The following is a 20680-nucleotide window of genomic DNA, read 5'->3' as shown; positions in this document are numbered from 1 at the left end:
GTGACCATGAAGTTCATCCGACCGACAATGAAATCGAAATCGACTCTTCGGAATTTACCGATGCAACGGACATCGCTGCCGACATCACCCGCCTGCACGATCAATCACCAACGCGGATTTACGATCCTCGAAGTTTTGATCGCACTGACCGCGTCGCTACTGTTGATGCTAGGGTTGGCGCGTGCCTACAAACTGCTCGGTGACAAGATTACCGAGCGGCAGTCGGAAATGGATCTCAGTGTGCGTCTGCGTGACGTGGCCGTACGAATGCGTGATGAACTGCGACGTGCCACGTGCGAGATGACTCCGCCGGCACGCGAAGCAGCCGGCGAAGGTTACCTCGTTTATCACGAGGGTCCCTTCACCGACACGACGACAGTTTTGGGAAGCGTGCCACATCCGGCGCCACGCAACCTCAACTATTTTTCCGACAGCCGCTTTGGCGACATGGATGACTACCTCGCCTTCACCACCCGAGCCAAGGCGGGGGCTCCGTTCATGGGGTTCATTCCGCGCGGCGTGTTGGATGCCGTGCGTTTCATGAATGGGCAGATGACGGCGGCTGAGATCAGCGCTTACAACAACGTTTACGGCACCGAGATGGTGCCGTTCTACTCGGAGGTCGCCGAGATCGCATACTGGGTATCTCCGGAGTGGATACGCAACGCCGATGGTTCACTGTACTACGAAAACCAGACTGCCGATGGCAGCGGGAACTTCACCTTGCATCCGGCTTATCTGGACCGCAACGATGACTTGTTGCCCGATCGGTTGAATTTGCACCGACGTGTGCTTCTGGTACGTCCAGATTTGAACGTCAGCCCGGCCGAGATGAGCATTGCTAACGGAACCACGATTCCGTCCCCAATCCCGCCAACGTGGAACATTCCGACAATCCCAATCCTGGTGCAGACAACGGGTGGACTACGTGTGTTGCCGATTTCGGATGTGAACGCGAGCAACCAAGCCGTCTATCCCGGTGCCCAGTCGTTGAACGCTCCCGGTTTGTGGGTTGATTCCGGCACTCCGGCGGCACAGCTCTTGGCGTCGCCGCATTGGTTGACCGGGATCGCTCGGTTGCAACAGGTCATGGATCTGTCGATCAGTCGTGTCACTGATTCTTGGAGCACGCCGGCAACGTCTGCGACCACGGTGGCGACGTATGGGATGCCGACGGCGATCCTCAAGGCAAATTCGTTGGCAGAGCTTTCGCGACCGGAGAATCGCTTCGCCCACGTCCGGGTTCCGCAGCAAATTCTTAGCGGCTCACCGGGATCGTCAATGCCTCAGCTGGCCTTGTGTCCTCCCCATCCATATTTGATCGCCCGCGAGTCGTCACCGGCTGACTTGGCCGGCTTGGACCATCCGTTGAACGCTGCTGCGACGACGCCAACGACGTTTCCTCATCAAGCAGACGCGACAGTAGGATCAGCTCCTGGCGGAACACCGTATCTCAACCGCTACGGTCGATTCACGCTAAAGTCATTCCTGCGTCCAGAATTCAATCTTGCCGATCAGGTCAGCGATAACGCTGCCGGCGGGCGATCACTTTGCCGTGTTCGTCGCGGTGGCAGCGATATCGTTGCACGCGACATTGTCGGTTTCAACGTCCAGATCTTTGATCCGTCCGCGCCACGCTATGTTTGGATGGGGCCAGATGGGCAACCGGGAATTGCCGGCGTCGATGATGATGCTGATGGAACGACGACCGACGAAGCAGAGGAGTTGGGCTGGCCCGGAAGCGACGATGAGGTCGTGACCGTCAACGATCCACGCATCGACGAAGTCTTTGTCGGAAACGGTAACCGTACCCAGGCCAATTGGAATGCCAGTCCGGCGCTGTTGTTTAGCCGTGTCGATAGCGGTGACTTCGTCGATCTGGGATACATGCGATTAGCCGGCGGGCCGATGCGCGGTTTGTTTCAGTTCGACCAGGCGGGCGGCGACATTACACCGCTTTTTAATTCAGTTCGTGCGACCGAGTTTGTCAGCCCCTTCAGTGGGTTCAGCGGTGACCGTGAAACAGTCGATACTACTTCCGTCACTGTTCGATCCACCTTCCCGGTGCCGTGGGAGAACAGCGGTCGGTTTGTTACTCGGACGCCCGCCGGTTCGGGAGTTGTTTCGTCGTTTTATCAACCCGTTTACGACACCTGGACCGATGGCTACGCGTCGGATCCGTTCGACCAAGAGGGGGTGGCGTTCGGATCGACGACCACATTTGACTATGCAGTGGAAGTGGGAGGCGTCAACGGACCGGCTTACATCGAGCGGCGTAGCACGCAATTGACGACGGCTAATCCGGCCCCAGGAGTGAACGCGTCATCCCGCCAAGTCGTCCGGCGGCGATGGTCGCCGATGGACGGAACGTTCGCAAATTTCGGTCAATTTGAAGGCCAAAACGCAGGGCAATCGCAAACCATTGACCAAGGATCCAGTGATCCCATTCAAATCACGCCTCCGGTTCCCGCACCACTTCGGGCGATCAAGGTCTCCATCCGCTTGAACGACCTTTCCGCAGAAACGATCCGTCAGCAAACAGTTATTCAGGAATTCTAGTTGCTAGCCTCTAGTTGCTAATCACTTCACTCCCCTATCCACCAGCCGTCGTGGGTCAGGATTCGTTCGGCGGAGTCGCAGCGCACATACGTGCCTCGCGAAATGACCATCGTTTCGTCTCGATCGGCCGCGCCGCTGTAGCCTGGGTCGGCGGGCGAGAGGCACCGGTCGTCGCTCGGGACGGCGCCCATTTCGGACCGATCGTCAATGATGCCGTTCAGATTGTCGTCTTCGCCGCCTCGCCCCGGCAGTCCATCGTGGCCGGAGGTCAGTAGGATTGCCGCCTTGGCGTCGAAACAATAGCTGACCGCATCGTCGCGGCGGAGGACCGATTGGCGCGTGTCTGGCTGGATCGAACGCGACTGCCACGGCATCCCGGACTGCAGTATGTCCCGTCCGCGGGCAAGGCTGCCGACGAACAAGATGCTCGCTAGGACGATGAGCCCTGTTGTCCGTCGTCGTTTCATCGCGCTGCTGGTCATGGTTTGTATGGGAAGATTCGTATCGGCGGTCGTGGTCCAAAGTAGCGGAACTCGCTAACGGCCTGTTGATTTAATTAGCCGCAAACGCGATAGCGTGCGGTTCTCTCGCGCAAACCCGGGCTAATGCGCATCGGCTGATCGTTGAGTTTCTAAATTCGATTTAATCAACGAGCCGCCAAGAGTTTCGATTGCTCTGCCGGTTTGTGGGTACGGGCCAAAAGCCTCGGCGGCTTCCGCTACCGTTCAAAATGCGTTCCGGGAATAGGCGAATGGCGTTCGTTTGAAATAACCGGGGCTAACGCCCATCGGCTGATAGGTCACAGTGGTATTAGCCGAATGGCGTTAGCCACGGTTGCGTTGTGATTTGCGCATAACACCTGCGTGAGAGTCACCGAAAGCCTCAGCGGCTTCCGCGACGGTTTAAATCGCGTTCCGGGAATAGGCGAATGGTGTTAGTTTGCAATAACCGGGGCTAACGCCCATCGGCTGATAGGTCACAGCGGTATTAGCCGAATGGCGTTAGCCACGGTTGCGTTGCAATTTGCGGGTAACACCTGCGTGAGAGTGCCGAAAGCCTCGGCGGCTTCCGCTACGGGGTGGCGCTGTTTCTGCAGGCGGCTAGGGTGGGGCGGACCGGGGTTGCCTTGGGTTTGACCGTCTGGCGGACCTTTTCCGGTACGACAGGAGGCTTCATCCCCAAATCACGCAGCAGTAGCTTGCTCGTGATGCGGCTCGATTCGTAAATCACCGGCAACCCGCTTCCTGGGTGCGTACCGCCGCCGACTAAGTACATCCCGCCGACGTCCTCGAATCGGTTGCGTGGTCGGTTGTAGAGCATCTGCCCGAGGTTGTGTGCCAAGTTAAACGTCGCACCGCGGTAGATGTTGTAATCATTCTGCCAGCTTAACGGCGTGATTACGTGCTCGCTGCGAATTCGTTCTCGCACGTCACCTAGTCCGATTTGACTGAGCCGATCCAGGGTCAGTTCGCGGAACGCCGGCGTCTCTTTCTCCCAGTCGATTGATCCGGTTTGATGAGTCACCGGCACGAGCACATAGAGCGTGCTTTTGCCAGATGGTGCGAGACCGGGGTCAGTCACACAAGCGTTTTGCACGTAGAACGACGGATCGTCACTCAGCGTATGCGTCTGCTCGATCTCGCGAAGGTTCCTTTCATAATCGCGGCTGATATGGATGCTGTGATGGGGCAGGTCTTCGTAGACGCCGTCGATTCCCAAGTACATCATGAACGTGCTGCAAGAAAATCGTTTCTTGGCGATCGATTCGTCCGTCCAACGGCGACGGTTTTGATTGGGGATCGTGCGGGTAACCCAGTCGGCAAAGTCGGCGTTGACGACAAAGGCATCGGCATCGTAGGTCGCCCGATCGGTACGCAATCGTTTCAGCGTCCGTCCATCCATCTCTGCCGACCGGACCGATTCGTCGTAGCGAAATTTGACTCCCATGTCGGCCGCGATCTCCGCCATCCGTTCGCTCACACGGGCACATCCGCCGATCGGATGCCAGACGCCATGTTCATACTCTAAGAACGACAGAATGCTGAACAGACTGGGACAATTGAAGGGGCTCATTCCCAGATACTTTGACTGAAACGCGAACGCGATCACCAATCGCGGATCGCTAAAATAGCGCCCCAGTTCGGTGCCCAGTGAACGGGTCGGGTGTAAGTGCGGGGCGGCACCCAAGAGCGACGGTTTGAGCAGGTCGCCAAGGCTGCAAAACGGCGACTCCAAGATCGGACGAAACTTGGCCAGTTTGACCCGGTTGTCATCCATGTAACGTCGCAACGCACCGACATCGCCGGGCGACAGCTTCGCGATCTGGCGATCCATTTCGTCCATATCCGGAGTGCAATCCAACTGACCGCCGCCACCGAACGTCAATCGGTACTGCGGGTCAAGCCGTCGCATCGGGACTTCTTTCATCAAGTCATAGCCGACCGACTGAAAGATCTCACTGAGCACCCGCGGGTATAGAAAAAACGTCGGGCCACAATCGAATCGGAAGCCATCGCGTTCGATCGCCGAAGTCCGGCCGCCGGGTCGATCCCGCCGCTCAAGAACCGTCACGTCACAGCCGGCATAAGCAAGTTGCATCGCGGACGCCAATCCGCCGGGGCCTGCGCCGACGACGACAATCTTGCGTGGTTTCACTGCCTGGAATCTCCGCGTGATCGGAAGGTTGCGAGAAGAGAGTTTGGTGGCAAAGAGAATTTAGCGATAGGTCAAGTTTGAGAAGGAGTTGCTAGCTGCTAGTAACTCACTAACTCCTGTTCCTTTCTAGCCACTAGCCACTCTAATAAGTCCCTTCTTTGATCCCGGCTTCGACTTGTCGGCGGACGAGGACATCGATCGTGATGTCGGACTTCGGTTCGGCTTCGATGCCACTGCGGTCGGCGACCAAGCGAGCACGGTCGATCACCTCGTCGATCGCTCGCGATTGCCAGTCGTCTGCCAGGGACGCGTCTTCGCCTTGCGGCGATACTTCGAGGAGCGGTTCGAGGATGTGTAGGAAGTCAAACTTGGTGATGTCATTGCGTTCGACGCCCTTGCGGATCCGATCGAATTGCAAGCTTGCATCGTCGACGAATTGCTCGGGATGTTCATCGACATAGGTTTCGACCAAGCGAATTTGTGCCCATTGCAAAATCGGTAACCGCCCCAGACGCTGCATCACACCGGACGCCTGCCAGCCGTCGACCTGCTTTCGTTCAAGCTGGTCGGCGAAGTCTTCGAGTAGCTTCACCGTCGAGTTTTTCTCTTCGGGCGACAGACGACTCTGTTCGATCGCCGGGATGACGCTGCCCCTCATTGCACGCAGGGCCAGCACGTCCTGTTTCTGAAAGATCACCCAAGTCAAGACGCCGCAACTGATGAAACCGATGATGCCGGCCAGAACCGCCGTTGCCAAAACGGCGGGCATGCAGCCCGGTCCTGAATCAACGCTGGTTGGTGGATCCGATGTCGATTCGCCAAGGGAATCATCGCCAGCGGAATCGGAGTGGCGTTTGGGTTGCGGCATGATTGGGAAGGCAAAACGGGAATCGCCGTTGGTGCGAGTGAGAACCGCATCGCGGGCCTACGGCGCGCCCGACTGGCTCAGACCCGCGAAGCGCCGTCGGCTAAGTGGTCAACGGAGAGAAACGTCGGGCTTACTCGGGGAACTCAATTTTGAGCACTTTCAATCGCATCAGTCCCGCCGGGACTTCGATTTCGGCCATCTCATTGACTTTCTTTCCTAGCAGGCCTTTGCCGATCGGGCTGGTGACCAAGATCTTTCCGCTCCGGTAGTCCTCTTCACCGGCACCGACAAACGTAAAGACTTCTTCCATGCCATCGTCCTGGTCTTCGACCGTGACGGTGCAACCGAAGGCAACCTCGTCTTTGGGCAATTCGGAAAGATCGACGATCGTCGCCCGGGCGAGTTTGTCTTTGAGCAAGTTGATGCGGGCGTTCACGTTGCCTTGGTTTTCACGTTGAGCGTGGTACTCCGCGTTCTCCTTCAAATCGCCTTCTTCACGAGCGATGGCGATCTTCTCCGCGATCTCGGGCATCACTTCGTTTTCGAGGTGCTCGATTTCCGCCTTAATCTTGTTGTATCCCTCGCGGGTCATCGGTACCGATTCAAGCATCACAAACTCCACCAGATGAACTGGAAAAAAAGAAACCTTTCCCGCGGATGCGACGGGAAAGGTTTGGGCGTTACAGCCCAATAGTCTCGCGAGTTCCGGCGCCGTTGTAAAGGTCGGGGAGGGGGAAGGCGGAAAGAGCGAGATAGAATGGAGCGGGCGGAAGCCGTTACTGATCGACGGAGTCGCGATCAATGGTTTTGGGCGATTCGTCTTGCTCGTGTGGCAACCCAATCTCTTCGTCGAGCCAACGCCCAAGGTCGATTAGCTTGCAGCGTTGGCAGCAAAATGGCGGCGCGGTCGTTTCATCCATGTAAAACTGTTTGCCACAGGTCGGGCAGGCGATTTTGCGTTGGGGATGTTCGGTCATTGCAGTCAAACGAAACCGTCAAACGGGTGCCGTGGTGGATTGGCCTGTGAACTGAGTTTATCAAAATGGGAATCCCCACCGCCGTCAACCGGCCCCGTCGCTGAACTCGCCAAGAGCTTCGGATCAAATCGCGCTCCGGGGGCAGCCAAATGGTGTTAGCACGATTGGGGGTCAAATTAACGGGGCGAATGGCCATCGGCTGATGGACCACGACGGGATTAGCCGCATGGCATTAGCCACGTTTGATTGTCCGCTAGCGATAAGCGACTCACCGCAAGGTGCCGAAAGCCTCGGCGGCTTCCGCTACGGGGAACCATGATTCGGCTGGTGTGTCGCACCGGAACGGGCACCGTCGCTACCCTTCAATGACGTCCGTTGACGATCAGTTGATTTCGCCGGGACTCGTTCCAATCCGACGGTAGCGACTGTATCAACCGCGCAGTTCGGGAAGGCGGGCGTATTTGGGAGATCATGTTCACGCCGAACGGGCAGAATGACGATTGGGGAAGCACCCGAAGACCGATCAGTCCGTGCCACGGCGTCGCGTGCCTGCCAGCACACTGGCCTTGCCAGATTCCGCGAAGATGCGAACACTAGAGGAGTCTATCGGGTCAACCACAACCTTTCTGTGGGCCCCGGTTTCACGGTGGTTCTGTTTCACGGGGCGTTGCTCTTGAACTTGAACCACGTGGACACTGGACTGTTTACACACCGACCGGCGCGTGCGTGCCCTGTTGCTTCCACCTGTCGCTTCCACTTCTCAGTCACTCATAAGACATTCAATGGATTCACCGCTGATGCACCCACTGGCAGGCCAATTGGCGGCCGGCCAACTTTCCAATAGCCACGCGTATCAGAGCTACCAACGTCAACGCCAATTGACGCTGGGCGATTTGCTGTTGGAAAACCGGATCGTCTTTTTGCAAGGCGAGATTCATTACGGCAACGCCAACGAACTGGTGATGAAGTTGCTGTATTTACAAAGTGAGAACCGTCGCAAAGACATTCACTTTTACATCAACAGCCCCGGCGGCAGTGTCACCGCGACACTGGCCATTTACGACACGATGCAGATTTTGTCGTGCCCCGTGGCGACGTATTGCGTCGGCGAAGCATGCAGCGGCGCCGCGGTTCTGCTGGTCGGCGGTACCAAAGGTAAACGCCACTGCCTGCCGAACAGCCGTGTGATGATGCACCAACCGATGGGCGGTGTCGGCGGTCAAGTCAGCGACATCGAAATCCAAGCGGCCGAGATGTTCCGCTACCGCGATGTGCTCAATGACATCATCGCCAAACACAGCGAACAGTCAGTCGAGAAAATTGCCCAGGATACCGATCGCGATTTCTTCTTGAGCGCGACCGAGGCAAAGGAGTACGGCTTGGTCGACGACATATTAACGAAGCCACCGAGCGAAGACGAGGATGAAGACTGATACTTCATCATCGCCACAAAGACGGATTAGCCGCGGTTGGGTTGCTTTACTCGGGCCAACGTCCGTCGGCGAGTCAACGAAAGCCTCGGCGGCTTCCGCTCCGGCGCATCTAGGATTAGCCGCATGGCGTTAGCCACGGTTAAGTTACAAAAAACCGGGCCATCACCCGTCGGCTGATAGACCACAATCGAAAGCCTCGGTGGCTTCCGCTACGGCTCAAACGCCTTCCGCGTGAAACCCAGCCACCCCAACCCGTACACCCAATCAACTGACTGGATAACTCAAATGCCTTTGATCCCCTACGTTGTCGAAAAAAGCGGTCGCGAAGAACGCACCTACGACATCTACAGTCGTTTGCTCAAAGACCGCATCATTTTTCTTGGGCAGCAAGTCGACGATCAAATCGCCAACTCGCTGGTCGCGCAAATGTTGTTTTTGATGAGCGATGATCCGAAAGCGGATATCAATCTTTACATCAACAGCCCGGGCGGAAGTATCACCGCAGGCATGGCGATTTACGACACGATGCAGTTTGTTTCCTGTGATGTCGCCACCTACTGCATCGGACAAGCCGCTTCGATGGGCGCGGTATTACTGACCGCCGGAGCCGCCGGAAAACGCTATGCACTGCCGAACGCCCGCATCATGATCCACCAACCGCTTGCCGGCATGCAGGGCACCGCGCGTGAAGTTGAGATTCACGTCGAAGAACTGCGCCGGATTAAGAAACGGATGAACGAGATCATGATCGATCATACCGGTCACTCACTCGAAAAAATCGAAGAGGACACCGATCGCGATCGCTTCATGAGTGCGGAGGAAGCGAAGGAATACAATTTGATCGACAAGGTCGTCACAAAGTCAAACGAAGCGTAATCCCGACCCCGTAGCGGAAGCCGCGGAGGCTTTCGGCACTTTTCTGTCGGCATGGTTCGTTGATTGCCACTCAACCGTGGCTAACGCCATTCGGCTGATGGTGTTGTGTTCTATTAGCCGACGAGCGTTAGCTCCGGTTGCTACAGTCAGTGGTCGCTGTTATTTGCCGACCCAATTAACCGTGCCAACGCCATTCGGCTGATGGTGTTGTGTTCTATCAGCCGACGAGCGTTAGCTCCGGTTGCTACGGTCAGTGAACGCTGTTATTTGCCGACTCAGTTAACCGTGGCTAACGCCATTCGGCTGATGGTGTTGCGTTCTATCAGCCGGCGAGCGTTAGCTCCGGTTGCTACAGTCAGTGGTCGCTGTTATTTGCCGACCCAATTAACCGTGGCTAACGCCAATCGGCTGATGGTGTTGTGTTGTATCAGCCGGCGAGCGATAGCTCCGGTTGCTCTGGTCAGTGGTCGCTGCTATTTGCCGACTCAATTAACCGTGGCTGGCGCCATTCGGCTGATGGTGTTTTGTTCTATCAGCCGACGAGCGTTAGCTCCGGTTGCTACAGTCAGTGGTCGCTGTTATTCGCCGGCTCAATTGACCGTGGCTAACGCCAGTCGGCTGATGGTGGACCGAAACATTCATCGAGGTCCACTACCCCGGCGTGAAGAACCGTTCTCTAAGCCTTGTTTTGACGCAAAAAACGTGAGCGACGGTTGAGTTCAAATTCACGTTGGTCAAGCTCAGACTCGCGATGATCCAATTGCACGGACCAATGTGCGAGCGATGTGATAAGGTCGGCACAGTGCGGGTTGAGCAATTCGTCTTTCGGCAGTTCCGGTGGTTGCGACGTGCCGATTAAGTCTGTTTCGCCTACGGCCGCGCCCGGTTTTTCACCGGGATCGATCCGCCAAGAAATTCCCTTCGCCTCGTCGGTGTAAAGCAGAGCTTCCGTTTGGGGTTGATCGGCCGACGAATTGGTGTCCTGGGATTGGGGGGCGAGATGTGGGGCGGCGAACGACGCGTGCCCGGCATCCTTCACATGACGAATCGCGAAAAGCGTAGGCAGCCGAGTTTCTGATTGCGATCGCATGAGGTTGGAAACGATTTTGAGGGACTTGTCCTGGAAACATCGATTGCCGGATGGCAGTTTTTCCATCGTTGACGGCGGAAAATCCGTCGCGAGTTACTGCGACGCAACCGTGGCCAATCACGAAACATTCCGATGCTGGCGAAACTCTCCATAAATTCCCCCATAGAAAAATCAGGTTGGATCGATGGAGGGTTTTCTGCAGTTTGGTCCGCGGGTTGCAATTAAGCCTCGGTTTCACTCAACGTTGCTTCTGGTTCGTTCCCAACGGCTGCGTGTCGCCTATGTTTAGGGATATCGACCGAGACGAGCCCACCGAACGTTTGCCGCTGATCGGTTGGCGTGCAATGGCCAAGTCCGACGTCAATTGCTCGGAAAAAGTGGCTCGACAGGGCTCGGAACATTGCGTCGAATGGGCGATTGACGGCGGTGCCGGGCGGTCGGAATGGTAGCGTTTCCCCTCAATTTCAACTCTCCTTTGGGATTTTCTATGTCTCGTTTTCGAGTAACCGCGGCAGTCTTGTTGGCTTCTCTGGCGACCTCGGCCGTACCCGATTTGGCGTTGGCGGCGGAGTCGTCGATTTCGCTGGACTCTCCGGAGGCGATTAACGCGGCGGTGGATCAGGCGGCGAACCGTGGGATCGAGTTTCTCAAGAACCGTGGGCAGGGGGCCAACGGAGCGTTCAGTCCGGAGACGGGCGTGGCGATCACGTCAATTTGCGTCCGAGCAATCTTGGATCACCATCCAGGGGATGTGAATTCGCCGTCCGTGAAGAAGGCGATCGACTTTATTACCGAGCGTGTCAAACCAGATGGCGGGATCTACGGCGAGGGATCCAAGCACCGGAACTATGAAACCTCCGTTGCCATCGGTGCCTTGGTCAAGGCAAATAAGGACGATCGATTTGACAGCGAATTGAAGCGAGCCGAGGCATTTCTGAAGGACATTCAGTGGGACGAAGGCGAGGGAATCGACGCGTCAGATCCGGCGTACGGCGGTGCGGGTTACGGAAGTCACTCACGGCCGGACCTTTCCAACACCACTTTCATGCTGGATGCACTTAAAGATTTGGGCAACGAGGCCGACGACGAAGCGGTCCAAAAGGCACTGCGGTTTATTTCGCGGACGCAAAACTTGGTCGGTCACGGGAACGACACCGAGCATGCCGACAAAATCAATGACGGCGGGTTTTACTACACACCAGCGGCCGGTGGTCAGTCAAAAGTCGTCGTCCCCGAGGGAGATGATGGGGGTGGTTTGCGTAGTTATGGGTCGATGACGTACGCTGGTTTAAAGAGCATGATTTATGCCGGTTTGACCAGTGATGACCCGCGAGTCGCTGCCGCAATGGACTTTATTCAAAAGAACTATTCGTTGGCCGATAATCCGGGCATGGGCAAATCGGGCCTGTATTACTACTATCACACGTTTGCAAAAGCGCTCGATGCTGCCGAAATTCGCGTGCTGACTGACGCCAAAGGCGTCAATCACAATTGGAAGCGTGAACTGACCGCGACGTTGTTGGCCGCCCAACAGGAAGACGGTTCTTGGGTCAATTCCGGCAGCACCCGTTGGATGGAAGGGGACCGTAATTTGGTCACCGCCTACGCCCTGTTAGCCCTCAAATATTGTCGGGAATAGGTCCCGAATTCGTATGGAACTTCCGATCGTCAATCAGCCCGAATCCACGCCTGCACGCGCATCGAGTTCAGTTGACGAGGGGGAGGCTCGCGGTAAGTACGCCGTCGTGTCGCTGGGATGTCCGAAGAACTTGGTCGATACCGAGCAGATGCTCGGTCGCCTGGACCAGACCGGGTATCGGATGGTGGGCGATGTCGGCAACGCAGACTTCGTCGTTGTGAACACCTGCGGATTTATCGATTCGGCTCGCGAGGAGTCGCTCGGGGCGATCGACGAAATGTTGGCCCTTAAACGCGAAGGCAAGATTCGCGGGGTTGTCGTCACCGGTTGTTTGGCCGAACGTGGCCAAGGCAAACTGCTTGAGGCCAGGCCAGAAATCGACGCGATGGTCGGCGTGTTTGGCCGCAATGAGATCGTCGAAGTCGCCGATCGTTTGCAGCACGGGATCGCAGAGCAGCAACAGGTGTTTCGCCCCGCGCCGATTCGTCCGCTCGATGACGGCATTCGATCCGCCGTGACCCCGCGGCACTTCGCCTATTTGAAAATTAGCGAGGGCTGCGACCGACTGTGCACCTTCTGCGCGATTCCCAAGATGCGCGGCAAACACTACAGCAAGCCGATCGAGCAGGTCATTAGCGAAGCGAAGCGTCTTGGCGACAGCGGCGTCCGCGAGATTGTGATCGTCGCCCAGGACACGACCTATTACGGCAAAGATCTTTACGGTGAGCCACGGCTCGCTGATCTGCTGGCCGAACTCGATCAGATCGAAAGCGTCGATTGGATCCGACTGATGTACTTTTATCCGATGTACATCGACGACCGCCTCATCGATACCCTGGCCGGTGCGAAACGGATCGTGCCCTATATCGACATGCCGTTGCAGCATGCCAGTGACAGAATGCTTAAGCGCATGTCACGAAAAACAACTCGCCAAAAACAAGAAGATATCCTCGGTCGTCTCCGCGGAAAAATCGATTCGCTCGTGATGCGAACCACCATGATCACCGGGTTCCCCGGCGAGACTGATGCGGACTTTGCAGAATTGATGGACTTCGTCGATCAGCAACAGTTCCAGCATCTTGGTGTCTTTACGTATTCGGTCGAAGAGGACACGCCGGCGGCACGGTTGCCTAACCGTGTTCCGGCAAAAATCGCCGAGCGACGTCAGAGTGAATTGATGGCGCTTCAGCAATCGATCGCGTTTGATTGGAACGCGTCTCGGGTTGGGACCGCCACCGACGTGATCGTTGATTCGCCATTGGAAGAGCAACCGGGCGTTTGGATTGGCCGCAGCCGATGTGAGGCGCCCGAGATCGACGGCGTGCTATACCTAAGCGGTTTCGACGAGACCAACGAACCGTCCGTCGGTGACATCATTCGCTGTGAAATCGTTGCCTCACAAGGCTACGATTTGGTCGCCGCGCCGGTTTAATTTTTTGCTGTTTGGTTGCCGCAGAGAACTCGTGGCTGTCGCCGTCGACGGTGTCAGTAGCAAGTTTGGGGCGCAGCGTTCGCGATCCTTGCGGAATCCTCCCCGGGCTTCAAGTCCGCCCCTCCTTTTTAAGGAGGACGAATCGTTGGATCTTCTCGTCGTCGCGGCGGCTATCGGTGCCTCTCACGCTTGCGTTATTAGCTAACCGCACCGCAACCGTGGCTAACGCCATTCGGCTAATACTGCTGTGGCCTATCAGCCGATGGGCGTTAGCCCCGGTTATTTTAAAACAACGCCATTCGGCTAATCTCGAAACGCGATTTGCGTCGTCGCGGAAGCCGCCGAGGCTTTCAGCACTCTGCGGGAATTCTCCCTGGGCTTCAGCCCCGCCCCTACTTGGCAAAGAGGGGAGACGTATGCACTGAACCGGAATTCCTCGAGGGCAGTTGGCGAAGAATTCGCATCGTAGAAAGCCCCGATATTGGCGTGAGCACGTCGGCAGGAACGACTTCTTGAGGAAAAACGAGCATATTTGCTCCGATGTCGGTAAACAGACGCCGATACAACCTGAAGAGTCAGGGTTTAACGATTATGACGGCTGCGTTCTGTCTTGCGTCGTGAAACCCGGATTCCAAGTTTCCTCCCCACCGCGTCATGATCTCCGGGTAATCGCGTTTTGCGAATGCGTACGATTTGGCTAACGATGAGCGTCATGCTTTTGGCTGGAATTCAGCCGGAGATGCGTTGGGCTGGTCCTTCGGCAATCGGGCATGTCTTGGCGGCACCGGTCGGTGGGAAAACACGCGGACCCGTTGTTCGTCAGCCTGCGGTCGACTATCAGACAGGTCACCAGTCCGCTCGGCGACAAGGGCATGTCGATTTGGTCAAGCCTTCCGGGCGTCTGCATCGGATTAAAATACGAACCGATTCGGTAAGTCATCCAAACTCACAGGTGACGTCGCAACCGGAGACGACGTCTCCGCCTGAGCCTCGATTGGCAGATTTGATCGCCGCTGGATTCGAAGCTGACTCCAAGGCGAGTGCCTACGGCTCACAGGATGCGACGGGGGCCGAGGCTAGCGTACGTGGTTCACGCCCGGCGTTGAATGCGACTGAATTATCTTCACGTCGACCGATGCGGTCATCGGAGACGCGTGTCGCCGTTCGACTTGCCGGTGGAGTGCAGGTGATCGATGGTTCGCCAGAGCCCCCGGTGGAGATGCAACCGTTGACAGTTCCGGTGCGCGAACCGGTGACGGCTGACGGGGCGACGCTTCGGCAGGAAAACGATTTGGTCACGCTGGTGGCATCCGATGCGGACCTGCGTTCGGTGCTACGAATGATCGCGGACCATCATCGGTTGAACCTTGTGGTTGGCCCCGACGTTGATGGGCCCGTGACGGTCAGTTTACGCGGCGCGAGACTTGAAGAGGTGCTTGATGCGATCGTCGGAATCGCAGGGTTTCATTGGCACCAGCGAGACAACGTATTGTATGTCACCGCGTCGACCTCGACCGAACTTGATCCCAAAGTTCAGGGGCGCCGCTTGCAAGTTTATCCGCTGAACTATGTCGCCGCCAAAGATGTCGAACCGGTCGTCACGGGATTGTTGTCACCGATCGGAAAGTCGTTTGTTACGCAGGCAAGCGATACAGAGAAACTTCAGACACGTGAGCTGCTGGTTGTCGAAGACAATGAAACCGGGCATGCGAGAATCAGTCAGTACCTTGCTCAGGTTGACATCGCCCCGCCACAAGTCTTGGTCGAAGCGCATGTGTTGCAAATCGATTTAGATGATGAGCAGCGGCATGGGGTCGATCTCACCGGACTTGCTCGCGTCGCCGGGGCACGTCTGACGTTGAACGGAAATGGCTTCGCGGAAGAGGAAGCGGAAGGACCTTCCCTTGCGTTTCGAATCGATGGCAACGATGTCGATGGGTTGATCGAAGTCATCCATGCGAACACCGCTTCTAGGACTTTGGCGTCACCCAAAGTCAGCGTGGTTAATCGCCAGACGGCTAAGGTCCAAATCGGCCAGCGATTGCCCTATGCCGTTGCCACGACGACTCAGACGGCAACGATTCAAAACGTTCAATTTCTTGACGTGGGCATCGTGCTGGAAGTGACACCGGTGATCACCAATGATCGTAATGTGCTGATGACGGTGCTGCCGAAGATCTCTGGCGGTAGGATTACCGAATCGGGTTTCCCGGAAGAGGACACCACGCAAGTGAGCACGACCGTCCTGATGCCTGACGGGAGTGGTTTGGTGATCGGCGGATTGATTCGCGAAGTTGATGAATCAAGTGATGCCGTGGTACCTGGGCTGAGTCGGGTTCCCGTAGTCAAGCGATTGTTCACCAAGCAGTTTCGGCAATCGAGCCGCAATGAATTGGTGGTTGCCTTGGTCACTCATATTCTTGATAGCCCAACGCCGATCCGGCAACGTGAGTGCGTGGATCTGAGCGAAGCGTTGCCGGGGTATGCAGAACGCGCACTGAGTTTGCCTTACGGACGGTAAGCGACCGACCGCGGAACAGGAATTCCCGTCGTCGCCGAGGCTTTCGGTGACTCTCACGCAGGTGCTATCCGCAAATCGTAACGCAACCGTGGCTAACTTGTTAAGGAGGTTGGACGCTTTGGATCGCACGCTCGCCTCGGGATCACTGTCCTGCCCCACCTAAAAATCGAGATGATTTAATACGCGCTCCTGGTGCACGAGTGCTTCAGTGACCGCTTGGAACAAGTTCAATTTGTTCGGGGCTAACCGAAAGCACTCTTAGCCCGCTTTCCAATTCGTCGCCGTCGAGCACGATGACGCCGTTGACCAATGCCCGGTGCTGCGTCTCGTTCGCCGATCCGTAGACGGCATTGACGATGAATTCTGAATTCGTATCTACGTTTGGTTCGGTTTCGATGGTTGGCGTCGATGTTGCAGAAGGCTGGGCAGTCAGGTCCTGCTTCGGTACAGCGTCTGGTCGATCGGTATCCGGCCGTGTGATCATGGCAGGTTGGTCGTTGATCACCTTTGGCCGGACGGAGAATAGATCGAGTGATTGAAGCGAGGTGAGATCAAGTCGTTCAAGTTGGCGAACGCTGTAGTTGATCTCGTCGTTTTCTAATCTCTTCGCGTCATCGCCATGAGGGCGGAGTGATGTCAAGCTAACGCGAGGGCGATTGGCGGGGGGCGTTCGCTTGACGCTTTTACTGTCCACCGAACCGCTCGGCTCCGAAGGTGGAAATGCGAGTGCGACGCCGATCATCAGGACGAGGACGATGATGGTGACGCGTTGCTTACTGGTGACGGTTGGCCTACGCGAATTCATGGTGAATGCCCTGAATGAGACTTCGAAACAAGGGTTTCTTCGAGTAGTTTGCCTGCGATCGTCCCCGAAGCCGCGACCGGAATGCGAATCGATAAAAACACAGAACAAGTTTCCTGATCGCGTTCAAACGCGGAGGGAGGACTGCGTTGAATTCGAGTTTCGTCGCACCAGATCGGATGGGGCATCTGATGCAGGCGGCAGATAAATCGGGTCACGTTGGGAAAGCTCCCGTGGAGTTCAATTTTGGCTTTCCAAATGCCTACCCGGTCACGCGTTTCGAACGTGCCCGGATCGAGGCGAAACCACTGCAAGTCGTATTCGCTGGCGAGCCGCCGGAGCGACTGACGTCTCTGTTGCCAGTCAATTTTTTCGGGCAACCATTGGCGAATTGCGTCTGCACGTGCGACAACGTCGGCAAAGTCAGCCTTCGCCAACTTTAGGGACTCACGATGTTGACGAGCTTGGGAGATCAATCGTGTGGCACGATGGATTTCATCGACGGAATGATGACGCTGTGGGAGCAGTGATTCCGGGCTAGCCCAGCAAACGACACTGACCGCCATCAGAAGCGACATCGCCGTCGCGCCGACAAGGTGGCAGCGGGCCGGTGTCTTCAAGATGCGATCGAGTGGCGAAGGATCGACGGCCGGGTTGGTGTAGGTCAATGTTTGTTTCATGGGATCGGTTTCGCGGCGATGGGGTCGGCATCAACGCGGATGATCGGGGCAGTGCGGCTGCCGCTGGGCGACGAGATCCGGATGTTCTCCAAGCGGTCGCTCAGTCGCAACCGCTCGGTCCACTGATCGACTTCGTCTGGATTGTCCACTGAAGTGACGAAAGTAAACCTGGCGTCATGGTTGGATGATGAGTGGTGAAGTGGCAGTTTGACCGACAGAGATTGTGCCTCGATACCGGCGATCGGTCGGCGGTGGTTTCCGGGGTCTTGCGTCGCGACGACAAGTGCACCGATTACTTGAACGAGGCTATCATCGGGACGAGAGGACTCGACCCACCGGCACCAATCGTTCAACCGTTTCGTTTGAAGTGCCAGACGCTCACTGTGTTGCCGCAGTTTTTCGATCGGTTGGACGGCGACGATCAAGTGATCGTGTTGACGTTGCATGTTTTTCTGCCGGATCCCAACGATCAGTAACGAGCCCCCGGTCAGTAACAGCGACAACGCCAGTGCGAGCGTCCACTTTAGACGAAGTTGTTTGGCGTCACGCATCGAACGATAGTCGTTCGGCAAAAGTTCGAAATTTTGCCAACCGTCGAACGCTTCGAGGCACGGAGAGTCAACTTCCGGGGCTCGATCCGCGACCCCGTGCGGATCTGTCTTCACGCGATCTATGTTGCGTTGGTCTTTGTTGGGAGGCCCTTCGTGGCGGGGCCCTTCGTCGTTTGGGCGACGAGCGGTCTGAGTCGTCGTTGTCATTTGCCGTAGCCCCGTTTGGATGTTCGGGTCGTCGAATACGCGAGCGACAACGCGGATGCGAAATCACTGTCTAACTGAAGGTCCTGAACACGCGCCGAATTTGACGGCGGCGTCGGCCTTGATCCCGAGCGAAAGGTCCAAGTCGCGATAGGAACGTTGCAAAGGGTTGCGAGAACTTCGTCGACACCATCGATACCGGCAAGCGAACCGGCAATCAAAATCGGTTTCTGCGAACGAGAAGCGTTTTCCGATCGAGCCACATAGTCGGCCGTTCGGTGATATTCGCCCGCGATGTCTGAGAGGTAGGGGCGAAGTGCGTACGCATCCAAACGAACCGCGACATCCGGCGTATCCAGATGAGTCGGAAGCGAGGGGAGTGATCGAGCGAGTCCGACTCCACTCCGATGCCGAACGGCGATCAATGCCGAGGATCGATCCAGCCAAAGCACACACTGGGCATCGATACCGGTGAGCTGAAAAGATGCGTGAGTCAGGGCGACCGCATGCGGCAATACGGAGCGAACTTGATATCCGAGCGAAGTGATTACCGCGGCAATTTGGCAGGAGGCGCGTTGTGCGGTCGCCGCAGTGACGTACTGACTGTTCGCGTCTGGAAGACGCAAGTGCGCTCCCGTTACCGGCCAATGGCAGACGGCCGAATCACTCGCAAACACGGAGTGTCGAAAGATCGCGTCGCTACGCCGATGGACTTGATCCAATTCATGTCCGAGTGCGGTTTGGTATTGGGTCCATGACATCGGGAGTGCGACTGTCGCGAGATTAACATCGCCATCGATGGGGCGTGGGAGTCGATCGGCCAGGGATTTCAAGACATCGTCAAGCCACGTGGTGGATGGTTCATTCGATGCCATCGCCGGAAGTTTCCATCGGTATTGTTGAGTCCAATCGAAACCTCCGTTTCGGTTTTCGCGAAGGCAAGCGATCTTGGCGTACGTTTCGCTCAGGTCCACACCGACATAGGCAACCGAGCGACGCGTTCGGCCGAGACTTAGGCCAGCGAACCGGCTGGACGTCGCAGCGAGGTGAGTCGAATTAGCGGAGCCGAATAGCATCGAATCGGGAGAGTTTGAAGGTTTGAAAATGGGGACGTCGCGGAAGCCGCCGAGGCTTTCGGCACTCTGCTGTGAATCGTTTATCGCTAACCGTCATGCAACCGTGGCTAACGCCATGCGGCTGATGCCGTTGTGATTGATAAGCCGTTGGGCGTTCGCCCCGGTTCTTTCAACTAATAATTCTGCACGGTTGACACCTCCAGCAGCGGAAGCATCACGCTCATCACGACGCCGGCGACAACGATCCCCATGGCCAGGATGATGGTGGGTTCCATCGCAATGACCAGTCGCTTCGTTTTTCGGCCGCCTTCGGTTTCGTAATAGTGACCAATGTCTTCGAGGACTTCGGCGACGCGTCCGGTGCGTTCTCCGGTCGCCATCATCTGGGCCGCTTCGACGGGCAGGAAATCGGCACGCTGCATCGCTTCGCTGGCATTGAGCCCATCGATCAAGTTCGCTTCCATCGCAGAAAGTAGTGATCGCCAAGCGGGGATCGACACTGTGTTGCGGGTGAGCCGGACGGCTTGCAGCAACGGGACGCCGCCGCCGACCATCGCGGCGATCGTGCGGAATACTCGGCCGGCAATCAAAGGGCGATACGCTTCTTTGACGAACGGCGTGTAAAGTAAAAGATGCCCGAACGAACGGCGGACCAGGTCATGTTGTCGGAAGACGATCGTGCCGACGAACAGCGCCGCGGCACCGACAAAAATGAACGGCCAATAGGCCTGTCCCCAGCGACCGACGCTTAGCAAGAACTGGGTCGACGGCGGAACGGGTTTTCCTAAGGACGAAAACACTTTGTCAAACTGTGGAAGCACGCCGAGCACCAGTGCGGTGATGACGACGGTTGCCGCGAGTATTAGGATGATGGGATAGATCATTGCGCCCCAAATACTGGTGCGGATCTCCAATTCGCCACGCAGGCGAGTGCAGATACCGGCGAGGGCGCGGGGGACGTCGCCAGTCGACTCGGCCGCCGCGATGACGGCCGGAAGCGATCGCGGAAAGTAAACGCCGTGCATCGCTAGGGCTGCCGAAAATGTGTTGCCACTGTGCACCGAATCATGAATCGCGTTCAGCGAAGTCGCTAACCGTTCGTCTTTACAGTGCTGAGCGACATGTTCGAGCGCTTCGGCGATTTCGATTCCGTTTTGCGTCATCACCGCCAACTGGTTCAGCGACATCAAGACAGCGGAGGGCGAAACACGCGTCAAGTGAATCGAACGGTTTGCCCGAGGGACCGTAAGATTGATTGAGTCATGCGGAACCCTGGCTCGGTTTATTGGTGTCGACTGCAACCGTCCGGTCACGGGC

17 protein-coding genes are annotated in these 20680 nt (G+C 56.8%); 6 read left to right on the top strand and 11 right to left on the bottom strand.

Annotated features, from left to right (window positions below):
- Nucleotides 1–60: 60 nt before the first annotated feature.
- The gene (locus FYC48_RS12050; protein WP_160149477.1) at nucleotides 61–2559 is read left to right on the top strand and encodes a PulJ/GspJ family protein; all 2499 of its coding nucleotides are present in this window, start codon (nucleotides 61–63) and stop codon (nucleotides 2557–2559) included.
- A gap of 26 nt (nucleotides 2560–2585) precedes the next feature.
- Here FYC48_RS12050 and FYC48_RS12045 read toward each other — a convergent pair whose 3' ends face one another.
- From FYC48_RS12045 to FYC48_RS12025, 5 genes are all read right to left on the bottom strand, one after another.
- Nucleotides 2586–3041: a hypothetical protein gene (locus FYC48_RS12045; RefSeq protein WP_160149476.1), complete on the bottom strand. Its 456-nt coding sequence runs from the start codon at nucleotides 3039–3041 to the stop codon at nucleotides 2586–2588.
- A gap of 589 nt (nucleotides 3042–3630) precedes the next feature.
- Complete coding sequence (locus FYC48_RS12040) at nucleotides 3631–5214, bottom strand: phytoene desaturase (protein ID WP_149496959.1); 1584 nt, start codon at nucleotides 5212–5214, stop codon at nucleotides 3631–3633.
- Between the two features lie 142 nt (nucleotides 5215–5356).
- Entirely contained in the window at nucleotides 5357–6082 is a 726-nt protein-coding gene (locus FYC48_RS12035) for a hypothetical protein (RefSeq protein WP_149496958.1), read from the bottom strand.
- Nucleotides 6083–6212: 130 nt separating this feature from the next.
- On the bottom strand, nucleotides 6213–6692 hold the full coding sequence (gene greA, locus FYC48_RS12030) for a transcription elongation factor GreA (protein WP_149496957.1): 480 nt from the start codon (nucleotides 6690–6692) through the stop codon (nucleotides 6213–6215).
- Nucleotides 6693–6858: 166 nt separating this feature from the next.
- Nucleotides 6859–7059 carry a DNA gyrase inhibitor YacG gene (locus FYC48_RS12025; protein WP_149496956.1) on the bottom strand — a complete coding sequence of 67 codons (201 nt, stop codon included), beginning with the start codon at nucleotides 7057–7059 and terminating at the stop codon, nucleotides 6859–6861.
- 782 nt (nucleotides 7060–7841) lie between these two features.
- Between FYC48_RS12025 and FYC48_RS12020 the strand changes: the two genes are divergently transcribed.
- Together FYC48_RS12020 and clpP are read left to right on the top strand one after the other, a co-directional pair.
- Nucleotides 7842–8492, top strand: coding sequence for a ClpP family protease (locus FYC48_RS12020; RefSeq protein WP_230776925.1), 651 nt, complete (start codon nucleotides 7842–7844; stop codon nucleotides 8490–8492).
- Between the two features lie 285 nt (nucleotides 8493–8777).
- A complete protein-coding gene (clpP, locus tag FYC48_RS12015) occupies nucleotides 8778–9368 on the top strand; it encodes an ATP-dependent Clp endopeptidase proteolytic subunit ClpP (RefSeq protein WP_149496954.1) in 591 nt (196 codons plus the stop codon).
- Nucleotides 9369–10044: 676 nt separating this feature from the next.
- Here clpP and FYC48_RS12010 read toward each other — a convergent pair.
- Complete coding sequence (locus FYC48_RS12010) at nucleotides 10045–10524, bottom strand: hypothetical protein (protein WP_160149475.1); 480 nt, start codon at nucleotides 10522–10524, stop codon at nucleotides 10045–10047.
- A 421-nt stretch (nucleotides 10525–10945) separates the two neighbouring features.
- Here FYC48_RS12010 and FYC48_RS12005 point away from each other — a divergent pair, with 421 nt between their 5' ends.
- From FYC48_RS12005 to FYC48_RS11995, 3 genes are all read left to right on the top strand, one after another.
- The gene (locus FYC48_RS12005; RefSeq protein ID WP_149496952.1) at nucleotides 10946–12097 is read left to right on the top strand and encodes a prenyltransferase/squalene oxidase repeat-containing protein; all 1152 of its coding nucleotides are present in this window, start codon (nucleotides 10946–10948) and stop codon (nucleotides 12095–12097) included.
- A 13-nt stretch (nucleotides 12098–12110) separates the two neighbouring features.
- Entirely contained in the window at nucleotides 12111–13529 is a 1419-nt protein-coding gene (gene rimO, locus FYC48_RS12000; RefSeq protein WP_149496951.1) for a 30S ribosomal protein S12 methylthiotransferase RimO, read from the top strand.
- A gap of 703 nt (nucleotides 13530–14232) precedes the next feature.
- Nucleotides 14233–16050 carry a type II secretion system protein GspD gene (locus tag FYC48_RS11995; protein WP_160149474.1) on the top strand — a complete coding sequence of 606 codons (1818 nt, stop codon included), beginning with the start codon at nucleotides 14233–14235 and terminating at the stop codon, nucleotides 16048–16050.
- 205 nt (nucleotides 16051–16255) lie between these two features.
- Here FYC48_RS11995 and FYC48_RS11990 read toward each other — a convergent pair whose 3' ends face one another.
- The 5 genes from FYC48_RS11990 to FYC48_RS11970 form a co-directional block, all read right to left on the bottom strand.
- Nucleotides 16256–16855, bottom strand: coding sequence for a hypothetical protein (locus FYC48_RS11990; RefSeq protein ID WP_149496949.1), 600 nt, complete (start codon nucleotides 16853–16855; stop codon nucleotides 16256–16258).
- The gene (locus FYC48_RS11985; protein WP_149496948.1) at nucleotides 16852–17532 is read right to left on the bottom strand and encodes a hypothetical protein; all 681 of its coding nucleotides are present in this window, start codon (nucleotides 17530–17532) and stop codon (nucleotides 16852–16854) included. Before FYC48_RS11985 ends, FYC48_RS11990 begins: the two co-directional genes overlap by 4 nt.
- Nucleotides 17529–18083 carry a hypothetical protein gene (locus tag FYC48_RS11980; RefSeq protein ID WP_149496947.1) on the bottom strand — a complete coding sequence of 185 codons (555 nt, stop codon included), beginning with the start codon at nucleotides 18081–18083 and terminating at the stop codon, nucleotides 17529–17531. The genes FYC48_RS11985 and FYC48_RS11980 overlap by 4 nt, the downstream gene beginning before the upstream one ends.
- A gap of 203 nt (nucleotides 18084–18286) precedes the next feature.
- On the bottom strand, nucleotides 18287–19363 hold the full coding sequence (locus FYC48_RS11975) for a hypothetical protein (RefSeq protein ID WP_149496946.1): 1077 nt from the start codon (nucleotides 19361–19363) through the stop codon (nucleotides 18287–18289).
- A 173-nt stretch (nucleotides 19364–19536) separates the two neighbouring features.
- Nucleotides 19537–20550 carry a type II secretion system F family protein gene (locus tag FYC48_RS11970; RefSeq protein ID WP_160149473.1) on the bottom strand — a complete coding sequence of 338 codons (1014 nt, stop codon included), beginning with the start codon at nucleotides 20548–20550 and terminating at the stop codon, nucleotides 19537–19539.
- Nucleotides 20551–20680: the final 130 nt, after the last annotated feature.

The organism is Roseiconus lacunae (genome assembly GCF_008312935.1).
GTDB classification, from domain to species: Bacteria; Planctomycetota; Planctomycetia; order Pirellulales; family Pirellulaceae; genus Stieleria; species Stieleria lacunae.
The sequence above is the reverse complement of the archived record's forward strand: the minus strand, read 5'-3'. Positions and strand labels throughout refer to the sequence as shown.